Source organism: Arthrobacter sp. H35-D1, from assembly GCF_030063185.1.
Classification (GTDB): domain Bacteria; phylum Actinomycetota; class Actinomycetes; order Actinomycetales; family Micrococcaceae; genus Specibacter.
In genome coordinates this window covers 91,009-108,469 of sequence record NZ_JASISP010000002.1, presented here as the reverse complement: position 1 = coordinate 108,469, position 17,461 = coordinate 91,009, and the positions used below count along the sequence as shown (strand labels likewise).

The following is a 17,461-nucleotide window of genomic DNA, read 5'->3' as shown; positions in this document are numbered from 1 at the left end:
CCTGGCCCAAGGACGCGAACATCACCTGCATTGCCCGGCGGACCCGGATCCCGGTCGAGCGGATCCCGACCGTGCGGGTCCGGAAACGCCGCACCATTGACAAAAACCAGCTCGCCCTCACGTTGGAGGGCCGGATCGATGAGGTCTATGGCTACTCGTTCATCCTGACCAACCTTGACGTCTCCACGGATGAAAGCCTCGCCGAGGTGGAGTGGTGGTACCGCCACCGCACCGACATCGAAGAGCTGAACCGCAACGCCAAACACGGAACCGCCCTCCGTCACCTGACCTCCGCTGGCCACCGGGTCAACAGTGTGTGGATGTGGGCGGGCCTGCTCGGCTGCGCCATCTCAGACTGGCTCCAGGAAATCACCGGCATGGACTACGGGAACGGGCGTGGGAGACGAACCGTGGCCCGGCTCCGGCGGGAACTGATCCGCGTCCCGGCCCGCATCGCCCGCCGCGCCGGTGAAATCCAGCTCCGACTGCCACCGGGACCACAACTGCTCGCTACCGTCCTGCCCACCTTGCAGGGACTGTCCGCCCCAGGTTGACACTCGAATTCACCTGTACCCCCGCCACGAGAAAGACCACCCGAGACACCGTAGGAGTCTCCGCCCACCCGGCACGACACACGGGCACCTTGCCATGCCCACCGGGCCAAGATCCGCGAAACTTGACCCGCCAAGGACGTCGACCTCAAAGAGCCACTACTCGCGGATCCGGGTCAGAACTGGGCTACTTTCATGGCCACGTGCTGAGAACCGATTTCCGCTCCCGCGCTGTGGTCGCCCGCCGCGCTCGCGCAAAGGCAGCATTCAGATCGAACTTCCCCACGGTGCCGGTGAACGTTCCTTTGCGGGGACATTAGTGTCGCATCTAGAGACGTGCGTGATAACCCTCGTATTCTGGCCCTGGTCAGGCAATGGGCGTTCTAACAATCGTTCTTGGTACCCCAGATAGACTCCGTTGATGAATAACCTCGAGCAGCGCAAACCCTCCATTATTATGCGCATGGACTGGGCCGTTGTCTGCTGCCTGCTTCTCGGCGCCGTAGTCGTTATAGCGTCCTGGACGAGCTGGATTATTTGCCATTGGATCGTACATTGTCCGAGCTTGGATGCTCAGCAGCGCACTGTTTGTGGCGGCACTGCTACTCCTGCGTCTGCGGGCCAAAGCCCAGGCCGGGTCGGGCAGTTGCTTGCGTTCATCGGTGTTGGCCCTGCTACTCGTTGTCGTCGGGGCGGGTAGCGCCATAGGCGTAGCGGAGGACATGGTTAGGGATACTGGGTACTTCGTCTTGAAGCCTCATGGTCCCAACGGCTGCCGAACGGTCGCACGAGAATCATCTTTCCTCATGAGCGGCAAAGGCGAGGCATACGCCGTCAACGCCTTCGGGATCGGACATCGGGTGGGCCAGTGGAGCGTTGACGATGGCGGCCGGACAATTGAAGCTGGCAGCTATGCGATGAAATGGGCTTCAGATGGTGGTGTCGTGTCCGTTTTCGGCGCATACAAATCGGATCTATTGGAGGGGCCACCAATCAGCTGCCACTGAGCGGGAGGAAGCTCCTGTTCGTTGCAGCGCTCTGAAAAGAGCCCAATAATGGTGCGGTAGATTTCTGATCTTCATGTCTTGCCTTGATTGATGCCAACTGTCTTCCAAGCGATTTCCATTTGCACCATATGAGCATGGAGGCAGTCCGCTCGATCCGTCCCAGTGGAGGTTCCTTTCAGGACGATTCATCTGCTTGTGAGGCGGCGGTTCCGCGTCTCAATTAGCTTCTGCATATAGCGGGCTAGGACCAGATTCTCGGCGAGTAGCCCGATGGGGCCGAAAGGTGCCGCGAACTCGATTCGGTCAATCATCGTGGTTCCCTTCGCATCTTGACTGAACTCATGGATATGCCGGAACCGCTTGAACGGGCCCTTAACCTGTTCATCGACGAAGGAGTCTGGTGCCTCCATTTGTGTTATCCGGCACTGGGCTCTCCACTTAAGCGGAGTAGATTTGGGGGATGGAAATCCTCCTTGTGGGTGTTGATTATCCTAGCCCGTTGGGCGAGTTCGAGGAGTGGTTTGCCACGGACGCGGATTGCCTGGACTACCTGGAATGGCTGCGTTGGCCAGCAGGTTTCACCTGTCGGAAGTGTGGTGGTGGCGGCTGGAGACTTGGCGACGGGCGGTGGATGTGTTCGAGGTGTTCCTACCGGACGTCGGTCACCGCCGGCACGATATTTCACCGGACGCGCATGCCGCTGACGGTGTGGTTTAGGGCGTGTTGGCTGTTCGCTACCGCCAAGAACGGGGTGTCGGCTCTGGCACTCCAGCGGACGATGGAGATTGGGTCCTACCAGACGGCGTGGATGATATTATTGCACCGTTTTCGTTCCCTGCTGTCCCAGCCTGGTCGAAGGCCCTTGTCTGGCACGGTTGAAGTCGATGAGACTTTCATTGGCGGATACGAAGCTGGGCTGGCAGGCGGACGTGCCCGCGGGAAGAAGGTGCTGGTCGGCATCGCTGTCGAGGTCAATGAACCGCGGGGGTTCGGCCGGTGTCGCATGGGCGTACTCGACGACGCTTCCGCAGCATCCGTACAACAATTTGTCTCAACGTTTGTTGCGCCGGGCTCGACCGTCATAACGGATGGTTGGCCAAGCTATCGCGGCATCAAGGAATGGGGATACGTCCACGAACCTCGCAGCCAGCGTGCCGCAGCCTCACGTGGAGAAGATCCTGGCGGTTTGTTGCCAGGTGTCCACCGGGTCGCGGCGCTGACAAAACGCTGGCTGCTGGGGACACACCAGGGCGCCGTGAGCCCGGAGCATCTGGACAGCTACCTGGACGAATTTGTTTTTCGCTTCAACCGACGCACCTCACATCACCAAGGCCTGCTGTTCCACAGTCTGCTCACACTTACTGTAGGGCACCGTCCCGTTGAGTATCGGGAAGTAGCCGTGGGCCACCAGCGGCGGAAGGAACCACCAACCCCGCCAATCACACCCGGTTATCCCGGCAAATCGGAGCGCCGCCGCACAGTACGTCCCTGGCGTCAGGGAATAAAGATTCACAACTCCGCTTAATCCGCTTAAGTGGAGAGCCCAGATCCGGCTTATCATCCGCAGCGGAAGACCGAAATGCCACGCACGCCATGTCACCTCTTCTCCCAACGAAATGAGTCCCGACGTGACACCAGCGACAGCTTTTTCTCGGGACTGCGCCATCGATTCCTTATGGGCTTCAATGCTGCGCGCCAAGTCAAATAACTGCGCTTTTGGCAAGCTGGATGGTGTCGTGCATTCGAAAGAAGCGGCCATGATCAGAGTGTGTCAGGTGGTTCCGTCTTTGCCCGTATCGCCGGGCATCTACTGGCAAACCGCCATAGAAGCGGCTCCCGGTGGCATGAGATGCCCACCCAGCAGTTGGATGTCTGGAACACCACAAGGTTGCACCGCAGGAGGTTCCCGTTACGGGCATGGATATTTTTAAACCAAGGACGATCTGACCTCGAAACAACCTCTTAGCGTGAATTTCCGTACGGATCATCCTCAGACCCCAGTCCCTCACGCTGGGGCGCAAAGGGCCCCAGGTAAGCTCAGTCGGCATTGACTGCAGTGGTTGACGTTTTCATTAACCGAAAGGCATGCTTCGCTTATTGAAACCGAGCTTGTTCGCGCCCGCCGCACCCCCGGCGCAACAGATGTAAAAATGACAACAAGATGTACATCTTTATGACCATCTAGTTGTACACTTAGGGTATGAGCACTTTCCTTGAAGTCCAGCCAACAGCCGAATTCCGCACCAGCGTCCCGGCAATTCTTCGTCGGTTCCGGACGGACCACGCGGCAGCCACACCGGTCGTATTCGGCGCCAACCGCCGCCCCGAAGCTGTGGTCATCCCCTTCGAGCTGTACTCCGAGCTCCTTCCGATCATGGAGGACCTGGAAATCGCGCGCCTCGTTCGTGAACGCCAAGAAGCCGGCCCAGCCGTACCGCTTGCTGATGTTGCCGCAAAGTTCGGCATCACCATTGATGAACCGAAAGCGTGAGTTCTCAGCTTGGTCTTGATGCCCTACCCGGCTTTGAGGACGATATGTCAGCACTCCCCACCCAAGAGCTCCGAATAATGGCCGTAGGCCTGCTGGTCGAAGTTGCCAAAGGCACTCTCACTGGTCAGGGCCTGGATGACAGGGTTTCCACCGGCGATCTTAGCGACTGCTTCAAGCTCTACTTCGACACCGACACGAAACAGAAGCCTCGCTTCCGCCTCGTCTACCGAATCAAGGACGGCAAAGTCAAAGCCGTGCAAGCAGTATCAGTCGGAGAACGTAAGGGCCTAGCCGCCTATGTCGCTGCAGTCAAAAGGCTCGGTCGAACCAGCAAATAGCTGACCAGATCGTGAGCACCGGGACACGAAGAAGCCCGGACCGGTGATGGTTCGGGGCTTCTTCGTCAGTGAATCGGGCACAATCTTCCTTGAGTCTTACATACCCAGCGATCAGGGGTTGACCAGGTTGGCCAACCAGGATGAGCTTCTGCGCTTCAGGCCTTTGGAGAACCACTGCGCATCACCTGAAATGGGAAATGCCACCTCAGACTCTCCCCAATAGGTCCTGAACATCTCATCCGGCTTCTGTACTTGGTGGCCCCCGGCCTTGTAGAACGCCGCCGAGTCCGCACTCGTCACACCGTAAACAGTTTTGGAACCAGCCTTCAGGGCCACGTCCTCCATCTTGCCCAACAGATGCGCCCCCACCCCGCAGCGCCGTTTCCCTCGGTTACCGCAACACTGGATCACCCCATCGGTCGAAGACCAGTGAATGGATGTGGCCGTCTGGGCGTAGCGTGTAATGCACTTCCACTGAGGTGTTCCCGATGGTATGGACCACGGAAATATGAGTGTCGTCAGCTGCAGTCCACGTTGCCCCAAACCTGGGCAGTAGTGCTGTTGGAACCCAGACCGCCTCGGCACCGCCTCGCCCCGCGGCGCTTGTGGAAGCGTCCATCCCGTCAGTGTGGGCGAGAGTGAAGAGGCCAGCCAATTTCCAGTCCATGCCTCCTTCTTCGTTGAGGTAATGGTCAGACCCAGCGATGATCCCAGCGACTCTCGCCTTCCAGATGAAGCCTCTGTGCGGGTTGATCAATTGTGTGGCCCTAAATGGCAGCCACCTGCCGATCTTAATGCTCCCTCGCATTGTCAGCCGCACGCCCTGCTGTTACGCGTCGCAGTGGATGACCGCGGGTAGTTGCGTTGCCTGACGATGGCGCTGTCCTGGTCCCGGGGTTCGTTGGCGGCGCCATCGTGACGACGACACCCGCCGTTCCGACCGGCGCGCTGCGATCCTGAAAATACCGTGGTCATGCTGGTTTCATTGGTTCCGCCGGTGGCCGGTGGCGTATTCGTCCCGGGACGGTGCTGGTTCAACACGAAGTGGCCCCTTCCCCGCCGCGGGCATGATAGGCAATAGTCATTGACATGAGTGTGGGACAGGCGAACAGGAGCGGGCACGATGATGATCGTGGACGGCCGCGGGCAGACCGAGACGGCCTTGCTGGCGGGCGAGATACTCTGCCCGGACTGTTCATCGCCGTTGCGCCCCCACGGGCAGGCCCGCACCCGCACCGTGCGGGGCCCAGGCGATACGCGGCTTACAATGCGGCCGCGGCGGGCCCGCTGCACCGGCTGCCGCCGCACCCAGATCCTGTTGCCAGCCGCGTTGTCCGTGCGCCGGGCCGACACGGTGGAGGTCATCGGGACCGCGTTGGCGGCCAAGGCCGCCGGCAGCGGGTACCGCACGATCGCTGCCCACATGGGCCGGCCCCTCTCGACGGTGCGCCGTTGGCTGCGCCGGGTGCCGGAAACACACGCTCACTGGCTGTACGAGCAAGCAGTCCAGCACGCATTCCGCCTCAACCCCGATACCCTCGCCCGGCCCAAACCCTGGCCGAGCCTGCTCGGCTGGAGCCTGAACATCTTGGCCGGTGCCGCACTGGCCTACCGGCACCGCGTAGACGTCGATCTGCCGCCCTGGACCCTGATCGGGCTCTTCACACAAGGTAACCTGCTGAGTCCGCCGCTGCGCACCTGAAAAAGCGACGAGACCGTGCCCAGCCATGCCCAGAAACAGTCGTCACCATGACGACGACACTGATTGCTAGCTCTTCCTCCCGGCAGCAATGCCAACCACCGCGTCACGATGACGACCAAACCCGCCATTCCCATCGCCAACAAGGGCGACGCCGCCATCGTCAAACAATGCGCTCGGTAACACCTGCGCCAGTGGGGTACCGGTCCGGATTGCCGCCCTGAGGTATTTTTGAACGGGCTCTGGTAGTTCAGCGACATCTTCTCCAGTAAAGGCAGCATTGTCGGCGAAGCCGGTGAGCTCGTCTTCCCACTCGGCGAGGGTCTGTGGCCTTCGAGTGTCAGCACTCACGACATGCCTCCCGATCCGAGGTCTGATTTATTCCCGGCATTGTGAAGCATCCGCCATAACAAGGCGAGCGTTGCGAGGGCGATGATGCCGACCGGTACCAAGACCGACCAGGACGGCGCATGACCTTCGGCCTGCGCCACGAAGGGTGTGAGGATGATCGGCAAGGTGGTGAGTCCGAGGAATATCAATGCGCTTGGTGCGAACGCATAGCCCAGCTGGTGGCGGCGCAGAAGCAGAAGCCCTACGACGAAGACGCCGGGTAGGAAGATCGCGAGATCCAGGACATGAACAGGGTTGCTCGGCACATTCCAGGTGGTGGCAGAGGTTGATGGCCGGCTGGCCAGCAGGTCTGGAACGATCTCACTCAACCACAAGTAGGTGAACAGTGTTGCTGCTGCGATGAGGAACCATCCGGGTAGCCGTATTGAAAAACTGCCCAAACGCCGACGTAAATCTGAAGGGTGCAACGCTGCCGCACTGCCGGCGAACGCGTAGGCCGACAGCCCGAGTACAGCCACCCAGACCAGGAAAAGCGGTCCGAAATGGATGGAGAAGGCGTAGATCGCGTAGTTATAAGCGGTGAAAGCGAGGAAGCCCAGTAGACACAGCCAAGACCTCAAAGATCCATGGAAGGCCAGTATCCCCAGGACGACGATCATGTGGGCGACGAAGAAAAGGTTGACAAGGTCCTGTGCGATGCTTGCATCGAAGAATGTGGCCGTTTCCTTGCCATACACCAGCGCAGGATTGAGCGAACCCACGATGCTTCCTGCAGCCGCGAGGGACGCCGCCGAGATGGAAAGCCAGAGCCATGGTTTGGGAAGGCCATTTCGGGCGCGGGGTGCGTTCATGCCCTACCGTGCAACGTACTGCGTTTTCGCCAGGCGTCGAGTTCGATGCGCGGCAACCAGGACACGATGCCAGAGAGGGCAAGAACGAGCGCGAGCTCCGCAATGCCGGTCGTGAAGTAAATCGCTTGCAACCAACTAAACCCTTGAATAATCACGGTCTCTGTCAGGATCCAGATAATCATCGCAAAACCTGCGAAAGCCGTCCAGAGTAGGGAAGATTCCCTGTAACCCAGGAGCAGCCCGGCTGCGAGAGCCTGAGTCCCGCCGACGCCGACGAGCAGGATCAGCGCAGGTAGAAAGAAGGACGTGAAGGGGCTGTTCTCCAAGAACGACGTCGGCATGCCAAGTCCGTTCGTGAAAAACATGGCGAGGCTTCCCCCCACGGCCGAAAGGGCGTTGAAAATGACCACGACGATCAGGGTTCTCATCGCGATTCTCGTCAGAATATTTGCTCGCATGCCTTGCTCGCTTTCGCGGAGAGTACTGCCGTCGACGTGTCGTCATAATGCGCGGCACATACTCAAACAATAGGCGTGGTCGGGTTCTGTCGGGAGTGCCGAAGGTCCCAACTGCTGCGTGACGACCAGGAAAGGAAACGAAACGCGAACGACTCTTCTCCCAACGACATGGCTGGCGGTGGTCGATATCGCCTCGGCATCATGACGCACGCGTTTGGTGGTTCGCAGGAGGTTCCGCTTACGGTCGCACCAAGGTTGCGCAGACGAGTACCGACAATGTTTCATTGGCGGGGAAATCCCGCCGGAGGGGTGGCCCGCTTCCTTAGAAGTGGGCCACCCGAAATAGAAGATCATCCAGTAGTTGGAAGTTGAACCGTTCCTGATGAAGTTATCGGGAACGTCATACAGGGTCGATACCCACGGCGTCTTTGGTTGCGGATCTATCGCGCCGCGAGGATGCGATGAGGACGAGATTACTCTCTGCGATGCCTGCAACGGGCCAGAGGAAGAGGCACTCCATAGCAAACAACATCGGCAAGAACACATCCCCTATTAAGATTGACGGGTCAGGTTCCTCGGCAGCCATTGACGACAGGAAAAAGGTGATTGCCATGATGGGGAGGCCCGCCAACAGTAGCCAAGAGGTGTACTTTGCCATCTTTCGGCCGAGCAGGCGCAAGCAGGCATGCAGCACCCAGAAGAGTCCGACACATAGTGGCAGCAGGTAAATAAGGCTCATTCTTCTAGCCTGTCAGTTGGTGAACGGTAAAGCGCGCTACCAACGGTGATTCTGCATTGGGGTGTTCCGTTTCCTTGGAACTTGGAACATGCGCCCGTATGGTGGCACTGACCATCGACCGGGATCAAGCAACAGGGCTACCGGTTCGTCACCGTCGACGAGTTGACTTCCCGAGGTCCCGCACTTCCTCCGGATTAGATCCAGCTGGGGAGCCACATGCGCTGGCGCCAGGCATCCTGCGGAATGATCTCCGCGGCCCAGACGGGGTAGAAGAAGGCGCTCAGGGCCACGGCAAGCACCAGGAAGATGCACACAAACATGGCCCCTTGCTGGCGGCGCCACGGCGGGTCGCCCACCTTGCCGAGCACCATGCCCAGAACCATGACCACCGCCAGGATCATGAACGGTTCGTAGGCGATGGCATAGAAGAAGAAGATGGTGCGCTCAGGATAGAAAAGCCAGGGCACGAATCCGGCGGCAAAGCCAACCAGGATGGCCCCCGCCCGCCAGTCGCGCTTGGCAATCCACACGCCGATCAAGAACAGAATCGCCAGCGTGCCAGCCCACCAAATGAGCGGGTTTCCCAAGCTGGTCACGGCCGACGTGCACTTGTCCACGGTGCAGCCGGCCTCGCCGTTTTCAAAGTTCTTGATGTAGAAGGACGTGGGCCGGCCCATGACGAGCCACGACCACGCGTTGGCCTTGTAGGGATGGTCCGAGGCAAGTCCGGTGTGAAAGTTGTAGGCCGTTGAATGGTAGTGCCACAGGGATCGCAAAGACTCCGGAATCCAGCCCCACGGGCCTGCCGGGTTTTCCGCACCCCAGTTTCGGTCGTACGCATCCTTTGACATGAACCAGCCGGTCCACGAGGCCAAATACGTCAGCGCCGCAACGGGCACCACGCTCACAAAGGCCAGGATGCCGTCCTTCCAGACGGCACCCAGCACCCAGTACCTGATGCCTGCGATGCGCCGGGCATTCATGTCCCACACCACGCTCATCAGGCCAAAGGCGGCGAGGAAGAACAGCCCCGACCACTTGGTGCCAATGCACAGGCCCAGCGCCACACCGGCGGCCAACCGCCACCAGCGGATCCCCAGCCAGGGGCCGTAAAGCAGCTTCTTCGCCGGAACCCGGCCGTCCGCTCCGGCGAGCGAGGCCAGCTTGGCCGCCAGCCGCCGTCGTCCATCATCACGGTCCATGAGCAGGGCGCCAAAGCCCAGCAGGGCAAAGAACATGACAAAAATATCCAGCAATGACGTCCTGGACTGGACAATGGCGTGCCCGTCAATGGCGAAAAGCAGGCCGGCGATGGCACCCAGAATGGTGGATCGGAACATCTTTTGCGCGATCAGGGCCAGCAAAAAAATGGAGATGGTGCCCACCAGCGCTGCCGTGAAACGCCACCCAAACGTGCTGTCCGGGCCGAAAATCCATAGGCCAAAGGCGATCATCCACTTGCCCACCGGCGGGTGCACAACGTATTCGGCAGTGGTCTCGAGGCTGGTGAAGGTGCCCTGGTTGAAGAGGTCGTTGGCCTTGTCGGCCCAATTGCGTTCGTAGCCGCCCTGCAGGTAGCTGTAGGCGTCCTTGACGTAGTACGTCTCGTCGAAGACCAGCGAGGGCGGCTGGCCGAGGCGGACAAACCGCAACAGCCCGCCAATGAGCGCCGTCAGGGCAGGTGCCAGCCAAAACCAGAGCCGCAGGCTGGCCGGGGTGGTGTTGAAGGAAAAACGCTGGCCCAGCAGTCGGCTCGCCACGGCCGCCTGGGTGAAGGCCAGCGCCGGATCCCGCAGCCAGCGCGGTGGCTGCGTCGGCTGCTCCCAAGTGGGCTGCTCCCGCGCGTGCTGCTCCCGCGCGTGCTGCTCCCGAGCGTGCTGCCCCGCACTCCGCGCCGAGGCCACTGAGGCATCGGCCGCGGGTGCGTCGCTGGAACCGCCGAGGGGTGGCTCGTCGGGGGAGACTGGGTCCGGGGCCGCCGGGGCGGTATCCATAGCGTGGGGTTGCACGGGGTCAATGCTACCCAAATGCACTGCCGTTGCCGTGGCCCACTACGCTGGAGTCATGGAAGATGACTTTGGCCAAGACCCGGACACAACGCAAGACCAGGACCCGGATACGGCAGAAGTGGCCGAAGAAACCCTTGATTCGTCCCTTGCGCCCAGCACCCCGCCCGGACAGGGCCTGATTGTCCTGGCTGCCACCCCGATTGGGAATATGGGCGACGCCACTGCCCGGCTGATTTCCTGGCTGGGCGCAGCGGACATTGTTGCCGCCGAGGACACCCGGCGCCTGCACCGCCTCGTGACAAGCCTGGGAGTCAAGGTCAATGGGCAGATACTGAGTTACCACGAGCACAATGAAGCCGCGAAGACCCCCGAACTGCTGGCGCAGGTCCAGTCGGGCAAGGTGCTGCTGATGGTGACGGACGCGGGCATGCCGTCGGTTTCGGATCCCGGCTTCCGGCTGGTGGGTGCCGCCGTCGAAGCGGGTGTGAAGGTGACGGCCGCCCCCGGGCCCTCGGCCGTGCTCACCGCCCTGGCCCTGTCCGGACTGCCCACCGACAGGTTCTGCTTCGAAGGTTTCCTGCCCCGCAAGTCGGGGGAGCGGGCCGCCCGGCTGCACGAACTGGCCGTGGAGAAGCGCACCATGGTGTTCTTTGAAGCCCCGCACCGGCTCGAAGCCATGCTGCGCGCCTTGCACACGGCCTTTGGCCCGTCGCGGCCGGCTGCGGTGTGCCGAGAACTGACAAAAACGTATGAGGAAGTCATCCGCAAGCCGCTTTCGGGCCTGCTTGAATGGGCTGAAACGAACCAGATCCGCGGCGAGATTGCCATCGTGGTGGGCGGCTCCCCGGACGCCGACCCCGGCACGCCCGAAGACCACGTGGCCGCCGTCAACGAACTCATGGCCCAAGGCATGCGCATGAAGGAAGCCGTGGCGGTCATCGCCCACGACGTCCACGTCAGCAAACGCGAGCTGTACAGCGCCGTGCTGGCTGCCCGGGCCTAGAGTTTTCACCTTCCCGGGGACTGAAACCGTGCGCGCGGGGTGCCCTGACAGCTGTGGCCTAACGTATCCGCAGAACTGGCGGCGGACTTTGAACTTATCTGCAGAACTGGCGGCGGGTTCGGCGGATAAATTAAGTTTTGCTGCAAATGGGTGCACGACTGTTGTACGAGTGCACAGCAAAAGCCTTGCGGGCAGTGCGGACAAGCCTAGACACGTTCGTTCGCCGGGAACTACGGTGAACTGACCAGCAAGGAATTGAAGAATCAGCACACCGCCGCGTTGCCGCAGCACCATCGCCGGGAGTACCTCCCGGGGCTGCCCGGCAGCGGCTTCCGGCAAACTTTCGACAAGCTTTCGACAAAGGAGTCCATCATGACCGTCGCCGCCGCAGAACTTACCGAGCGTGAGAGCACCCTTCTGGCCAGTGTTCCCACCGGATTGCTGATCAACGGTGAATGGCGCAGCGCAGCCTCCGGGGCCACGTTTGCCGTGGAGGACCCTTCCACCGGCAAGGTGCTGCTGGAACTTGCCAACGCCGGACCCTCCGACGGCGCCGCAGCCCTGGACGCCGCCGTGGCCGCGCAGGACGAGTGGGCTGCCACGGCACCGCGCGCCCGGGGAGAAATCCTGCGCCGTGCCTTTGACCTGGTCACGGCCCGTGCGGAGGACTTTGCCTTGCTCATGACCCTTGAAATGGGCAAGCCGCTGGCTGAATCCCGCGGCGAGGTGACGTACGGTGCGGAATTCCTGCGCTGGTTCTCCGAGGAAGCCGTGCGCTCCTTTGGCCGCTATTCCTCCAACCCCGAAGGCACCGCGCAAATCCTCGTGCAGAAAAAGCCCGTGGGGCCCTGCCTGCTGATCACGCCGTGGAACTTCCCGTTGGCCATGGCCACCCGCAAGATCGCCCCCGCGCTCGCCGCCGGCTGCACCGTGGTGTTCAAATCCGCGCATCTCACCCCGCTGACAAGCCAGCTTTTTGCCCAGGTCCTCATCGAGGCCGGCCTGCCCGCCGGTGTCCTGAATGTTGTGGCCACCTCCGACGCCGGCGGCGTGACGGGCCCGCTGCTGCAGGACAACCGCCTGCGCAAGCTGTCCTTCACCGGCTCCACCGGGGTGGGCAGGAAGCTGTTGGCCGACGCGTCCACCAACGTTTTGCGCACCTCGATGGAGTTGGGTGGCAACGCCCCCTTCCTCGTCTTTGCGGACGCCGACGTCGACGCCGCAGTCGATGGCGCCATGGCTGCCAAAATGCGCAACATGGGCGAGGCCTGCACGTCTGCGAACCGCTTCCTGGTGCACGAGTCCGTCGCGGAAGAGTTTTCAACCAAGTTCGCAGCCCGCATGGCTGCCACGACCACGGGCCGCGGCACGGACCCGGACACCACGGTGGGCCCGCTCATCGATGCCAAGAGCCGCGAGAAGGTGCACTCCCTGGTCAGCGACGCAGTGGCAGACGGTGCCCGCGCAGTGACCGGCGGCGCCCCCGTGGACGGCCCGGGCTACTTCTACCAGCCCACCGTGCTGGCGGGCGTGGAGCAAGGCTCACGCATCCTCAGCGAGGAGATCTTTGGCCCGGTGGCCCCCATTGTCACGTTCAAGAACGAGGACGAGGCCGTCGCACTGGCCAACGACACCGAATACGGTCTTGTGGCCTATGTCTACACCCGGGACCACAATTGCGGGCTGCGCATGGCCAACCGCATTGAAACGGGCATGCTGGGCCTGAACGCCGGCGTCATCTCCAACGCCGCGGCCCCCTTTGGCGGCGTCAAGCAGTCCGGATTGGGCCGCGAAGGCAGCATCGAGGGCATCGAGGAATACCAGTACACGCAGTACATTGGCTTCCCCAACCCCAACAACGCCTGATCTGCAGGAGCATGGGCCCCGGCGCCTGATCTGCAGGAGCATGGGACCCGGCGCCTGATCTGCAGGAGCATGGGCCCCGGCGCCTGCGCCCTGCTGTCTGGGCCGCAACGCCAGCCTTGCGCTGCTACTTCGGTGCAGCCATTTCGGGGCTGCCGCGTCGGCCCGGTGCCCGTGTGAAGAACGACGCCGGCACAAGGGTTGCGCGCAGTCGTTGCCACGGTGTGGCGCGCGTCTGGATACGGGCAATGAGTGTTTCCAGCGCTTCGGCGAGGTCCTCGCGTCCATTGCCGGACAGGCCCGCGCCCGCGGAAAGCTCCGAACGGCCATAGACGGCGCGTTCGTAGGAGTGCAACAGCAAGTCCAGGGCGCCGGAGGCGGCAGGTCCCGTCAGTTGTGCGATGCGCGCGGCGTTCAGTGCCGGGGTCAGCGAACGGTCCGCGGGACAGCCGTAGTCCGTGGCAGTGGCCAGCAGTTCACGCCAGGCAACGAGCGACGGCGTCCCGGCAATGTCGACGGCAGCGTCAGCGACTGCCTCAATGGCAGCGTCAGCGTCAGCGACTGTGTCAGTGTCAATGTCAGTGTCAACGACAGTGGATCCGTTGCCGTCGCGCACCTGGGCCAGGCGCCGCCGTCGGACAAGGACCCTGGCAAGTGCCGGTGCCCCCAGCAGGAAAAGCACCAGCAGGGTTGTGCCGGGAACAAGCAGCCATTGGCTGGCATGGGTGGCACCGGCGGTGGAGCCTGCCGCTGCCGCAGCCGTGCTGGGCGTGGCCGAGGCGGACTGCACGGGGTTCTCTTCCACAACAGGGGCGGTCGGGCCGCCGTCGTTCGGGGCTGGTGCGCTGAGCTCCAGCGAATAGTCAGGCACGCTGCCGCGGGAGGGAGTCGGCTCAAACGGGACCCAGCCCACACCCGCAAAGTAGAGTTCGGGCCAGGCATGGGCGTCGAGGCCGGTGGCCTGGAAACCGCGCAGCTGGCGGCCATTGCGCATGCGGCTTTCATCCGTGCTTGCCCCCGGGGCGTACCCCACGGCGATTCGCGAAGGAATGCCCAGCTCCCTGGACATGACGGCCATGGCTGCGGAAAAGTGCACGCAGTAGCCGCTCTTCTTTTGCAAAAAGGAAGCCAGCACTTTCATGCCCGAGCCGTCGTAACCCTCTTCCACGGGGGTGTCCAGGCTGTAGCTGAACAATCCCGAGCGCAGATAGTCCTGCAAGGCCACGGCCTTGGCATACGGGCTCTGGAGAGAACCGGCAGCCTCCGCGGCTGTGGTGCGCAGAATCTTCGGCACGTCCTTGGGTAGCTGCGTGTAGATCGGGTCCACGTCGGCGCCGGCGTTCCGGGTGGCTGCGGCCAGCAGGTCTCGGCTGAGCACGGGCATTTCGCTGTTCACCACGTAGGACTGGCCCAGTGTTGAGGAGGACTTGGCCTTGATGGTTTGCGTCGATGGATTCCACACCCACGACCCGTCGAGGTTCTCAATGCTCGTGGGCGACAGCGGGGTGGGCAACCAGCTGCTTTGCAAGCCGATCGTGGAGATCCATGTCAGGTCGCGGGTTCGCGGCAGAGTCGACGGGACGGCCGGGACGGGTGCCAAACCGGTGACCCCGGCTTTCAGCCCGTCCGGAAGCGCGGACGGTTGCCAAGCCTTCCCGGTGAAGTCTTCCAGGGTGTTCAGCCGCAGGTACTGTGCCGTGCTCGTGCTGCTGAGATACGTCACGGCGACGCTGTCGGATTGTGCACGAAGGTCCACGCCCAGGGCGATCATGGGATCGAGTTGGGTAGCTCCGGAACCTTGGCCCAGCCGGGTGCCTTGGGGGAAAGCGCCTTTGCTGAAACCGGGGATGGCCACCGGCACGGCCGCCATCAACAGCACCACCACGGTGCCCAAGGCCACGGCACGGGAAAGCGTTCCGCTCGGGTGCACGCTCCCTCCAGTGCGCAGCTTCCCGCCGGGGGCGTACCAGCGGGAACAACCCAGAATCAGCAAAAACCCTGCTGCTGAGCAGGCAAGCCCCCAACCGCCAATACCGTCCGTGGTGGTCAGGGCAGGGGGCAACATGACAAGCACCAGCCCCAGTGCACTAGCTGCCGGCACGGCCAGTGTCAGGGCGACCGTGTCAATGACGAGCGCCACAAAGCCCAGCCCGGCGGCCACCAGAAAGCTCATCGCCGACACTGCCGGAACAGGGGCGGCACCTGTGGTGATCACGGTCGCGGCCTCGGCGGCCAGCTCCACCGCAGCCTCGACAGTGCCCGGAGTGGGCAGAAAGCCCAAGATTGCAGTCGCCGGAAAAAAGACGATCGTCAAGCCCAGGAACCAGCCCGCCATGGCTCCCACCGGAGCGAACGGCGCCAACACGGGCCAGCGTCGCAGCAGGGCGGCGGGAAGCAGTGTTGCCGCAACCACCACGGCCGACGGCGGCCACCAGGAAAAGCTTGCGAGCACCCCGTTCAGGGATAGTGAGGTGGCCATGATGGCCCCGAACATGGCAAGCGCCAGAACCCAGCGCGCCGAGCCCTTTGTTGGTTCGCCCAGAAGCCGCCGCGGCGGTGGGGAGGGGGGCCTGTTTCCTGCGTCCGGCCCGGGGCCGTCGTACCGGGGGCCCCCGGCGTTCAGCACCCCTGTCATGACAGCCGTCCCGCCGCCGGAGGGCCCTTGGTGGAGGCATGCCAGTCAAACCGCAGCCACGCCTCCACCAAGGGTGTTCCCGGGGTGAGTGCCGCAGCCTGCCAGCCCGCACGGTGGAGAATATCCAGCGCATCCCGGGCCTGGCTCGGCTCCCTGCATAGCACGAGGGCGCACGCGCTTTGGCTTGCCTTGGCTGTGCTGGCCAGCAGTTGGGCCTCGTCTCGACTGAGCATCCCCGTCACGGCCACGATCGGGCCTCGGCGGCGTCCCTGGTGGAGCTTGTGTGCCAAGGCATCTCCAAAGGCGGCGCCCAATGCATCTCCGGAAGCAGGGCCAACGGCAGGGCCAGCACCACCCTGGCCGGGGGAGGGGCCGGGGGAAGTGCCGGCAGTCGGCCGAGGGGCTGCGGCGCTCGCAGGGCCTGCGGTGCGGGGCGCAGGGGCGGGGCGCCCGGCGTCGGGCATGGAGGGAGCGAGCTCCAGGGCAGCCAAGGCGGCCGCCACCTCAAAGACGCCTTGTTCGCCGCTGAAGTCCTCCATCTGTGCCTCCACGGCAGAGACTGATGAGGCAAACGCGGGCTGCCCCGCGTGGTCGAGGATGCGCACCTGGTAGCCGCGCTCCAGCAGGTGGGTGGCAATGGAAACTGCCGCCACCACTGCGGATTCGAACGCGGCAGTGGTGCGCAGCTTGGGCAGGCCCGCCGCAGCCGACGGCTCGCCGAATGCCAGCGACCGCCGGTCAACAATCAGGGACGCCTCCGGCGCCGTGACCGACTCCTCGGCCCGCACCATGAGCTTGCCCTGCCGGGCCGTCCCCGGCCAATGGACGCGCCGGAGCGGATCCCCGTAGTGGTATTCGCGCGTCATGGCGTCGTCGTCGCTGGCATGGGCCAGCTCCCGCGTGCTGCGCGAACCGTCCTGCCCCCTGCCATCGGTCAAGGAAATGGCGGGAAGCTCGACGGCGGCCGGCGCCACGGCCAGCGAATCGCCGGCGTCGAGGTTGCGCTGGACAAACGCCACGTCGAAGGGGTCTGAAAACTCTGCGGTGAGCGGACCGATCGTGAACACGCCGCGCCGCGACGGGTGCATCCGGTACTGGTAGCGGCTCAACAAGCTGCGCGGGACCACGGGGTTCGGGTGATTGAACCGGGGCAGGTCATGGAAGCTCACCGGCAGTTCCTCCCGCAACCGCATTCGATCGGCGCCCATGGCGTGCCCGCGCACGTCGAGGGTCACCGAGACCGGGCGGCCAACCCGGGCCAGTGCCGGGGAAAGGCTGCGCTTGACCGAAAAGCCATGCTTGAACCAGTACAGGCCCGCACAGGCGGCTCCCGGGAGCGCACAGCAGAACACTGCCAGCGCCAACAAGTCCCGGCGGCCAAGGACCCAGGCCAGCAGCAGGGCAAGCGCGCCAAAGCCCAGCAGCAACCAGCCTCGGGGACGAAAAGGACGCACCGCGAACACCCG

General features: G+C 63.0%; 17 protein-coding genes. 8 read left to right on the top strand and 9 right to left on the bottom strand.

From position 1 onward, the window contains the following. The first annotated feature begins 71 nt into the window (after nt 1–71). The 5 genes from QMG25_RS03850 to QMG25_RS03825 all read left to right on the top strand — a co-directional run bounded on the left by QMG25_RS03850 (nt 72) and on the right by QMG25_RS03825 (nt 4,387). Nucleotides 72–554, top strand: coding sequence for a transposase (locus QMG25_RS03850; RefSeq protein ID WP_283457454.1), 483 nt, complete (start codon nt 72–74; stop codon nt 552–554). 803 nt (nt 555–1,357) lie between these two features. Further along, nucleotides 1,358–1,558: a hypothetical protein gene (locus QMG25_RS03845; RefSeq protein ID WP_283457453.1), complete on the top strand. Its 201-nt coding sequence runs from the start codon at nt 1,358–1,360 to the stop codon at nt 1,556–1,558. Nucleotides 1,559–2,018: 460 nt separating this feature from the next. Further along, the gene (locus tag QMG25_RS03840; RefSeq protein ID WP_502866341.1) at nt 2,019–3,083 is read left to right on the top strand and encodes an IS1595 family transposase; all 1,065 of its coding nucleotides are present in this window, start codon (nt 2,019–2,021) and stop codon (nt 3,081–3,083) included. Nucleotides 3,084–3,758: 675 nt separating this feature from the next. Beyond that, nucleotides 3,759–4,049: a hypothetical protein gene (locus QMG25_RS03830; RefSeq protein ID WP_283457452.1), complete on the top strand. Its 291-nt coding sequence runs from the start codon at nt 3,759–3,761 to the stop codon at nt 4,047–4,049. Further along, nucleotides 4,046–4,387: a hypothetical protein gene (locus tag QMG25_RS03825; RefSeq protein WP_283457451.1), complete on the top strand. Its 342-nt coding sequence runs from the start codon at nt 4,046–4,048 to the stop codon at nt 4,385–4,387. The genes QMG25_RS03830 and QMG25_RS03825 overlap by 4 nt, the downstream gene beginning before the upstream one ends. 111 nt (nt 4,388–4,498) lie before the next feature. Here the strand turns inward: QMG25_RS03825 and QMG25_RS03820 are convergent, their stop codons facing one another. Continuing rightward, nucleotides 4,499–4,756 (bottom strand): hypothetical protein, encoded by a 258-nt coding sequence (locus tag QMG25_RS03820; protein WP_283457450.1) that lies wholly within the window; start codon nt 4,754–4,756, stop codon nt 4,499–4,501. A gap of 22 nt (nt 4,757–4,778) precedes the next feature. After that, nucleotides 4,779–5,207: a DUF6544 family protein gene (locus QMG25_RS20485; protein ID WP_502866340.1), complete on the bottom strand. Its 429-nt coding sequence runs from the start codon at nt 5,205–5,207 to the stop codon at nt 4,779–4,781. A 303-nt stretch (nt 5,208–5,510) separates the two neighbouring features. Between QMG25_RS20485 and QMG25_RS03815 the strand changes: the two genes are divergently transcribed. Next, nucleotides 5,511–6,089 carry a DUF6431 domain-containing protein gene (locus tag QMG25_RS03815; RefSeq protein ID WP_283457449.1) on the top strand — a complete coding sequence of 193 codons (579 nt, stop codon included), beginning with the start codon at nt 5,511–5,513 and terminating at the stop codon, nt 6,087–6,089. A 66-nt stretch (nt 6,090–6,155) separates the two neighbouring features. On the opposite strand, the gene QMG25_RS03810 is transcribed toward QMG25_RS03815, so the two are convergent. The 5 genes from QMG25_RS03810 to QMG25_RS03790 all read right to left on the bottom strand — a co-directional run bounded on the left by QMG25_RS03810 (nt 6,156) and on the right by QMG25_RS03790 (nt 10,479). Beyond that, nucleotides 6,156–6,437: a hypothetical protein gene (locus QMG25_RS03810; protein ID WP_283457448.1), complete on the bottom strand. Its 282-nt coding sequence runs from the start codon at nt 6,435–6,437 to the stop codon at nt 6,156–6,158. Then, nucleotides 6,434–7,198 carry a hypothetical protein gene (locus QMG25_RS03805; protein ID WP_283457446.1) on the bottom strand — a complete coding sequence of 255 codons (765 nt, stop codon included), beginning with the start codon at nt 7,196–7,198 and terminating at the stop codon, nt 6,434–6,436. Before QMG25_RS03805 ends, QMG25_RS03810 begins: the two co-directional genes overlap by 4 nt. Before the next feature lie 86 nt (nt 7,199–7,284). Continuing rightward, nucleotides 7,285–7,716 carry a hypothetical protein gene (locus QMG25_RS03800; protein ID WP_283457445.1) on the bottom strand — a complete coding sequence of 144 codons (432 nt, stop codon included), beginning with the start codon at nt 7,714–7,716 and terminating at the stop codon, nt 7,285–7,287. A gap of 430 nt (nt 7,717–8,146) precedes the next feature. Beyond that, nucleotides 8,147–8,485 (bottom strand): hypothetical protein, encoded by a 339-nt coding sequence (locus QMG25_RS03795; protein WP_283457444.1) that lies wholly within the window; start codon nt 8,483–8,485, stop codon nt 8,147–8,149. A gap of 194 nt (nt 8,486–8,679) precedes the next feature. Beyond that, nucleotides 8,680–10,479: a dolichyl-phosphate-mannose--protein mannosyltransferase gene (locus tag QMG25_RS03790; protein WP_502866349.1), complete on the bottom strand. Its 1,800-nt coding sequence runs from the start codon at nt 10,477–10,479 to the stop codon at nt 8,680–8,682. A gap of 70 nt (nt 10,480–10,549) precedes the next feature. Between QMG25_RS03790 and rsmI the strand changes: the two genes are divergently transcribed. Together rsmI and QMG25_RS03780 are read left to right on the top strand one after the other, a co-directional pair. Continuing rightward, entirely contained in the window at nt 10,550–11,497 is a 948-nt protein-coding gene (gene rsmI / locus QMG25_RS03785; protein ID WP_283457442.1) for a 16S rRNA (cytidine(1402)-2'-O)-methyltransferase, read from the top strand. Between the two features lie 372 nt (nt 11,498–11,869). Next, the gene (locus QMG25_RS03780) at nt 11,870–13,363 is read left to right on the top strand and encodes an NAD-dependent succinate-semialdehyde dehydrogenase (RefSeq protein WP_283457915.1); all 1,494 of its coding nucleotides are present in this window, start codon (nt 11,870–11,872) and stop codon (nt 13,361–13,363) included. Nucleotides 13,364–13,487: 124 nt separating this feature from the next. Here QMG25_RS03780 and QMG25_RS03775 read toward each other — a convergent pair whose 3' ends face one another. Both QMG25_RS03775 and QMG25_RS03770 read right to left on the bottom strand, forming a co-directional pair. Beyond that, nucleotides 13,488–15,995, bottom strand: coding sequence for a transglutaminase TgpA family protein (locus tag QMG25_RS03775; protein ID WP_283457441.1), 2,508 nt, complete (start codon nt 15,993–15,995; stop codon nt 13,488–13,490). Beyond that, nucleotides 15,992–17,449, bottom strand: coding sequence for a DUF58 domain-containing protein (locus QMG25_RS03770; RefSeq protein WP_283457440.1), 1,458 nt, complete (start codon nt 17,447–17,449; stop codon nt 15,992–15,994). The genes QMG25_RS03775 and QMG25_RS03770 overlap by 4 nt, the downstream gene beginning before the upstream one ends. Nucleotides 17,450–17,461 lie beyond the last annotated feature (12 nt).

Bases quoted from the DNA above. Each gene is read 5' to 3' on its own strand.
- QMG25_RS03845 (WP_283457453.1), top strand. From the start codon at position 1,358: ATGAGCGGCAAAGGCGAGGCATACGCCGTCAACGCCTTCGGGATCGGA.
- QMG25_RS03840 (WP_502866341.1), top strand. From the start codon at position 2,019: ATGGAAATCCTCCTTGTGGGTGTTGATTATCCTAGCCCGTTGGGCGAG.
- QMG25_RS03830 (WP_283457452.1), top strand. From the start codon at position 3,759: ATGAGCACTTTCCTTGAAGTCCAGCCAACAGCCGAATTCCGCACCAGC.
- QMG25_RS03815 (WP_283457449.1), top strand. From the start codon at position 5,511: ATGATGATCGTGGACGGCCGCGGGCAGACCGAGACGGCCTTGCTGGCG.
- QMG25_RS03800 (WP_283457445.1), bottom strand. From the start codon at position 7,716: ATGAGAACCCTGATCGTCGTGGTCATTTTCAACGCCCTTTCGGCCGTG.
- QMG25_RS03795 (WP_283457444.1), bottom strand. From the start codon at position 8,485: ATGAGCCTTATTTACCTGCTGCCACTATGTGTCGGACTCTTCTGGGTG.
- QMG25_RS03790 (WP_502866349.1), bottom strand. From the start codon at position 10,479: ATGGATACCGCCCCGGCGGCCCCGGACCCAGTCTCCCCCGACGAGCCA.
- rsmI (WP_283457442.1), top strand. From the start codon at position 10,550: ATGGAAGATGACTTTGGCCAAGACCCGGACACAACGCAAGACCAGGAC.
- QMG25_RS03780 (WP_283457915.1), top strand. From the start codon at position 11,870: ATGACCGTCGCCGCCGCAGAACTTACCGAGCGTGAGAGCACCCTTCTG.
- QMG25_RS03775 (WP_283457441.1), bottom strand. From the start codon at position 15,995: ATGACAGGGGTGCTGAACGCCGGGGGCCCCCGGTACGACGGCCCCGGG.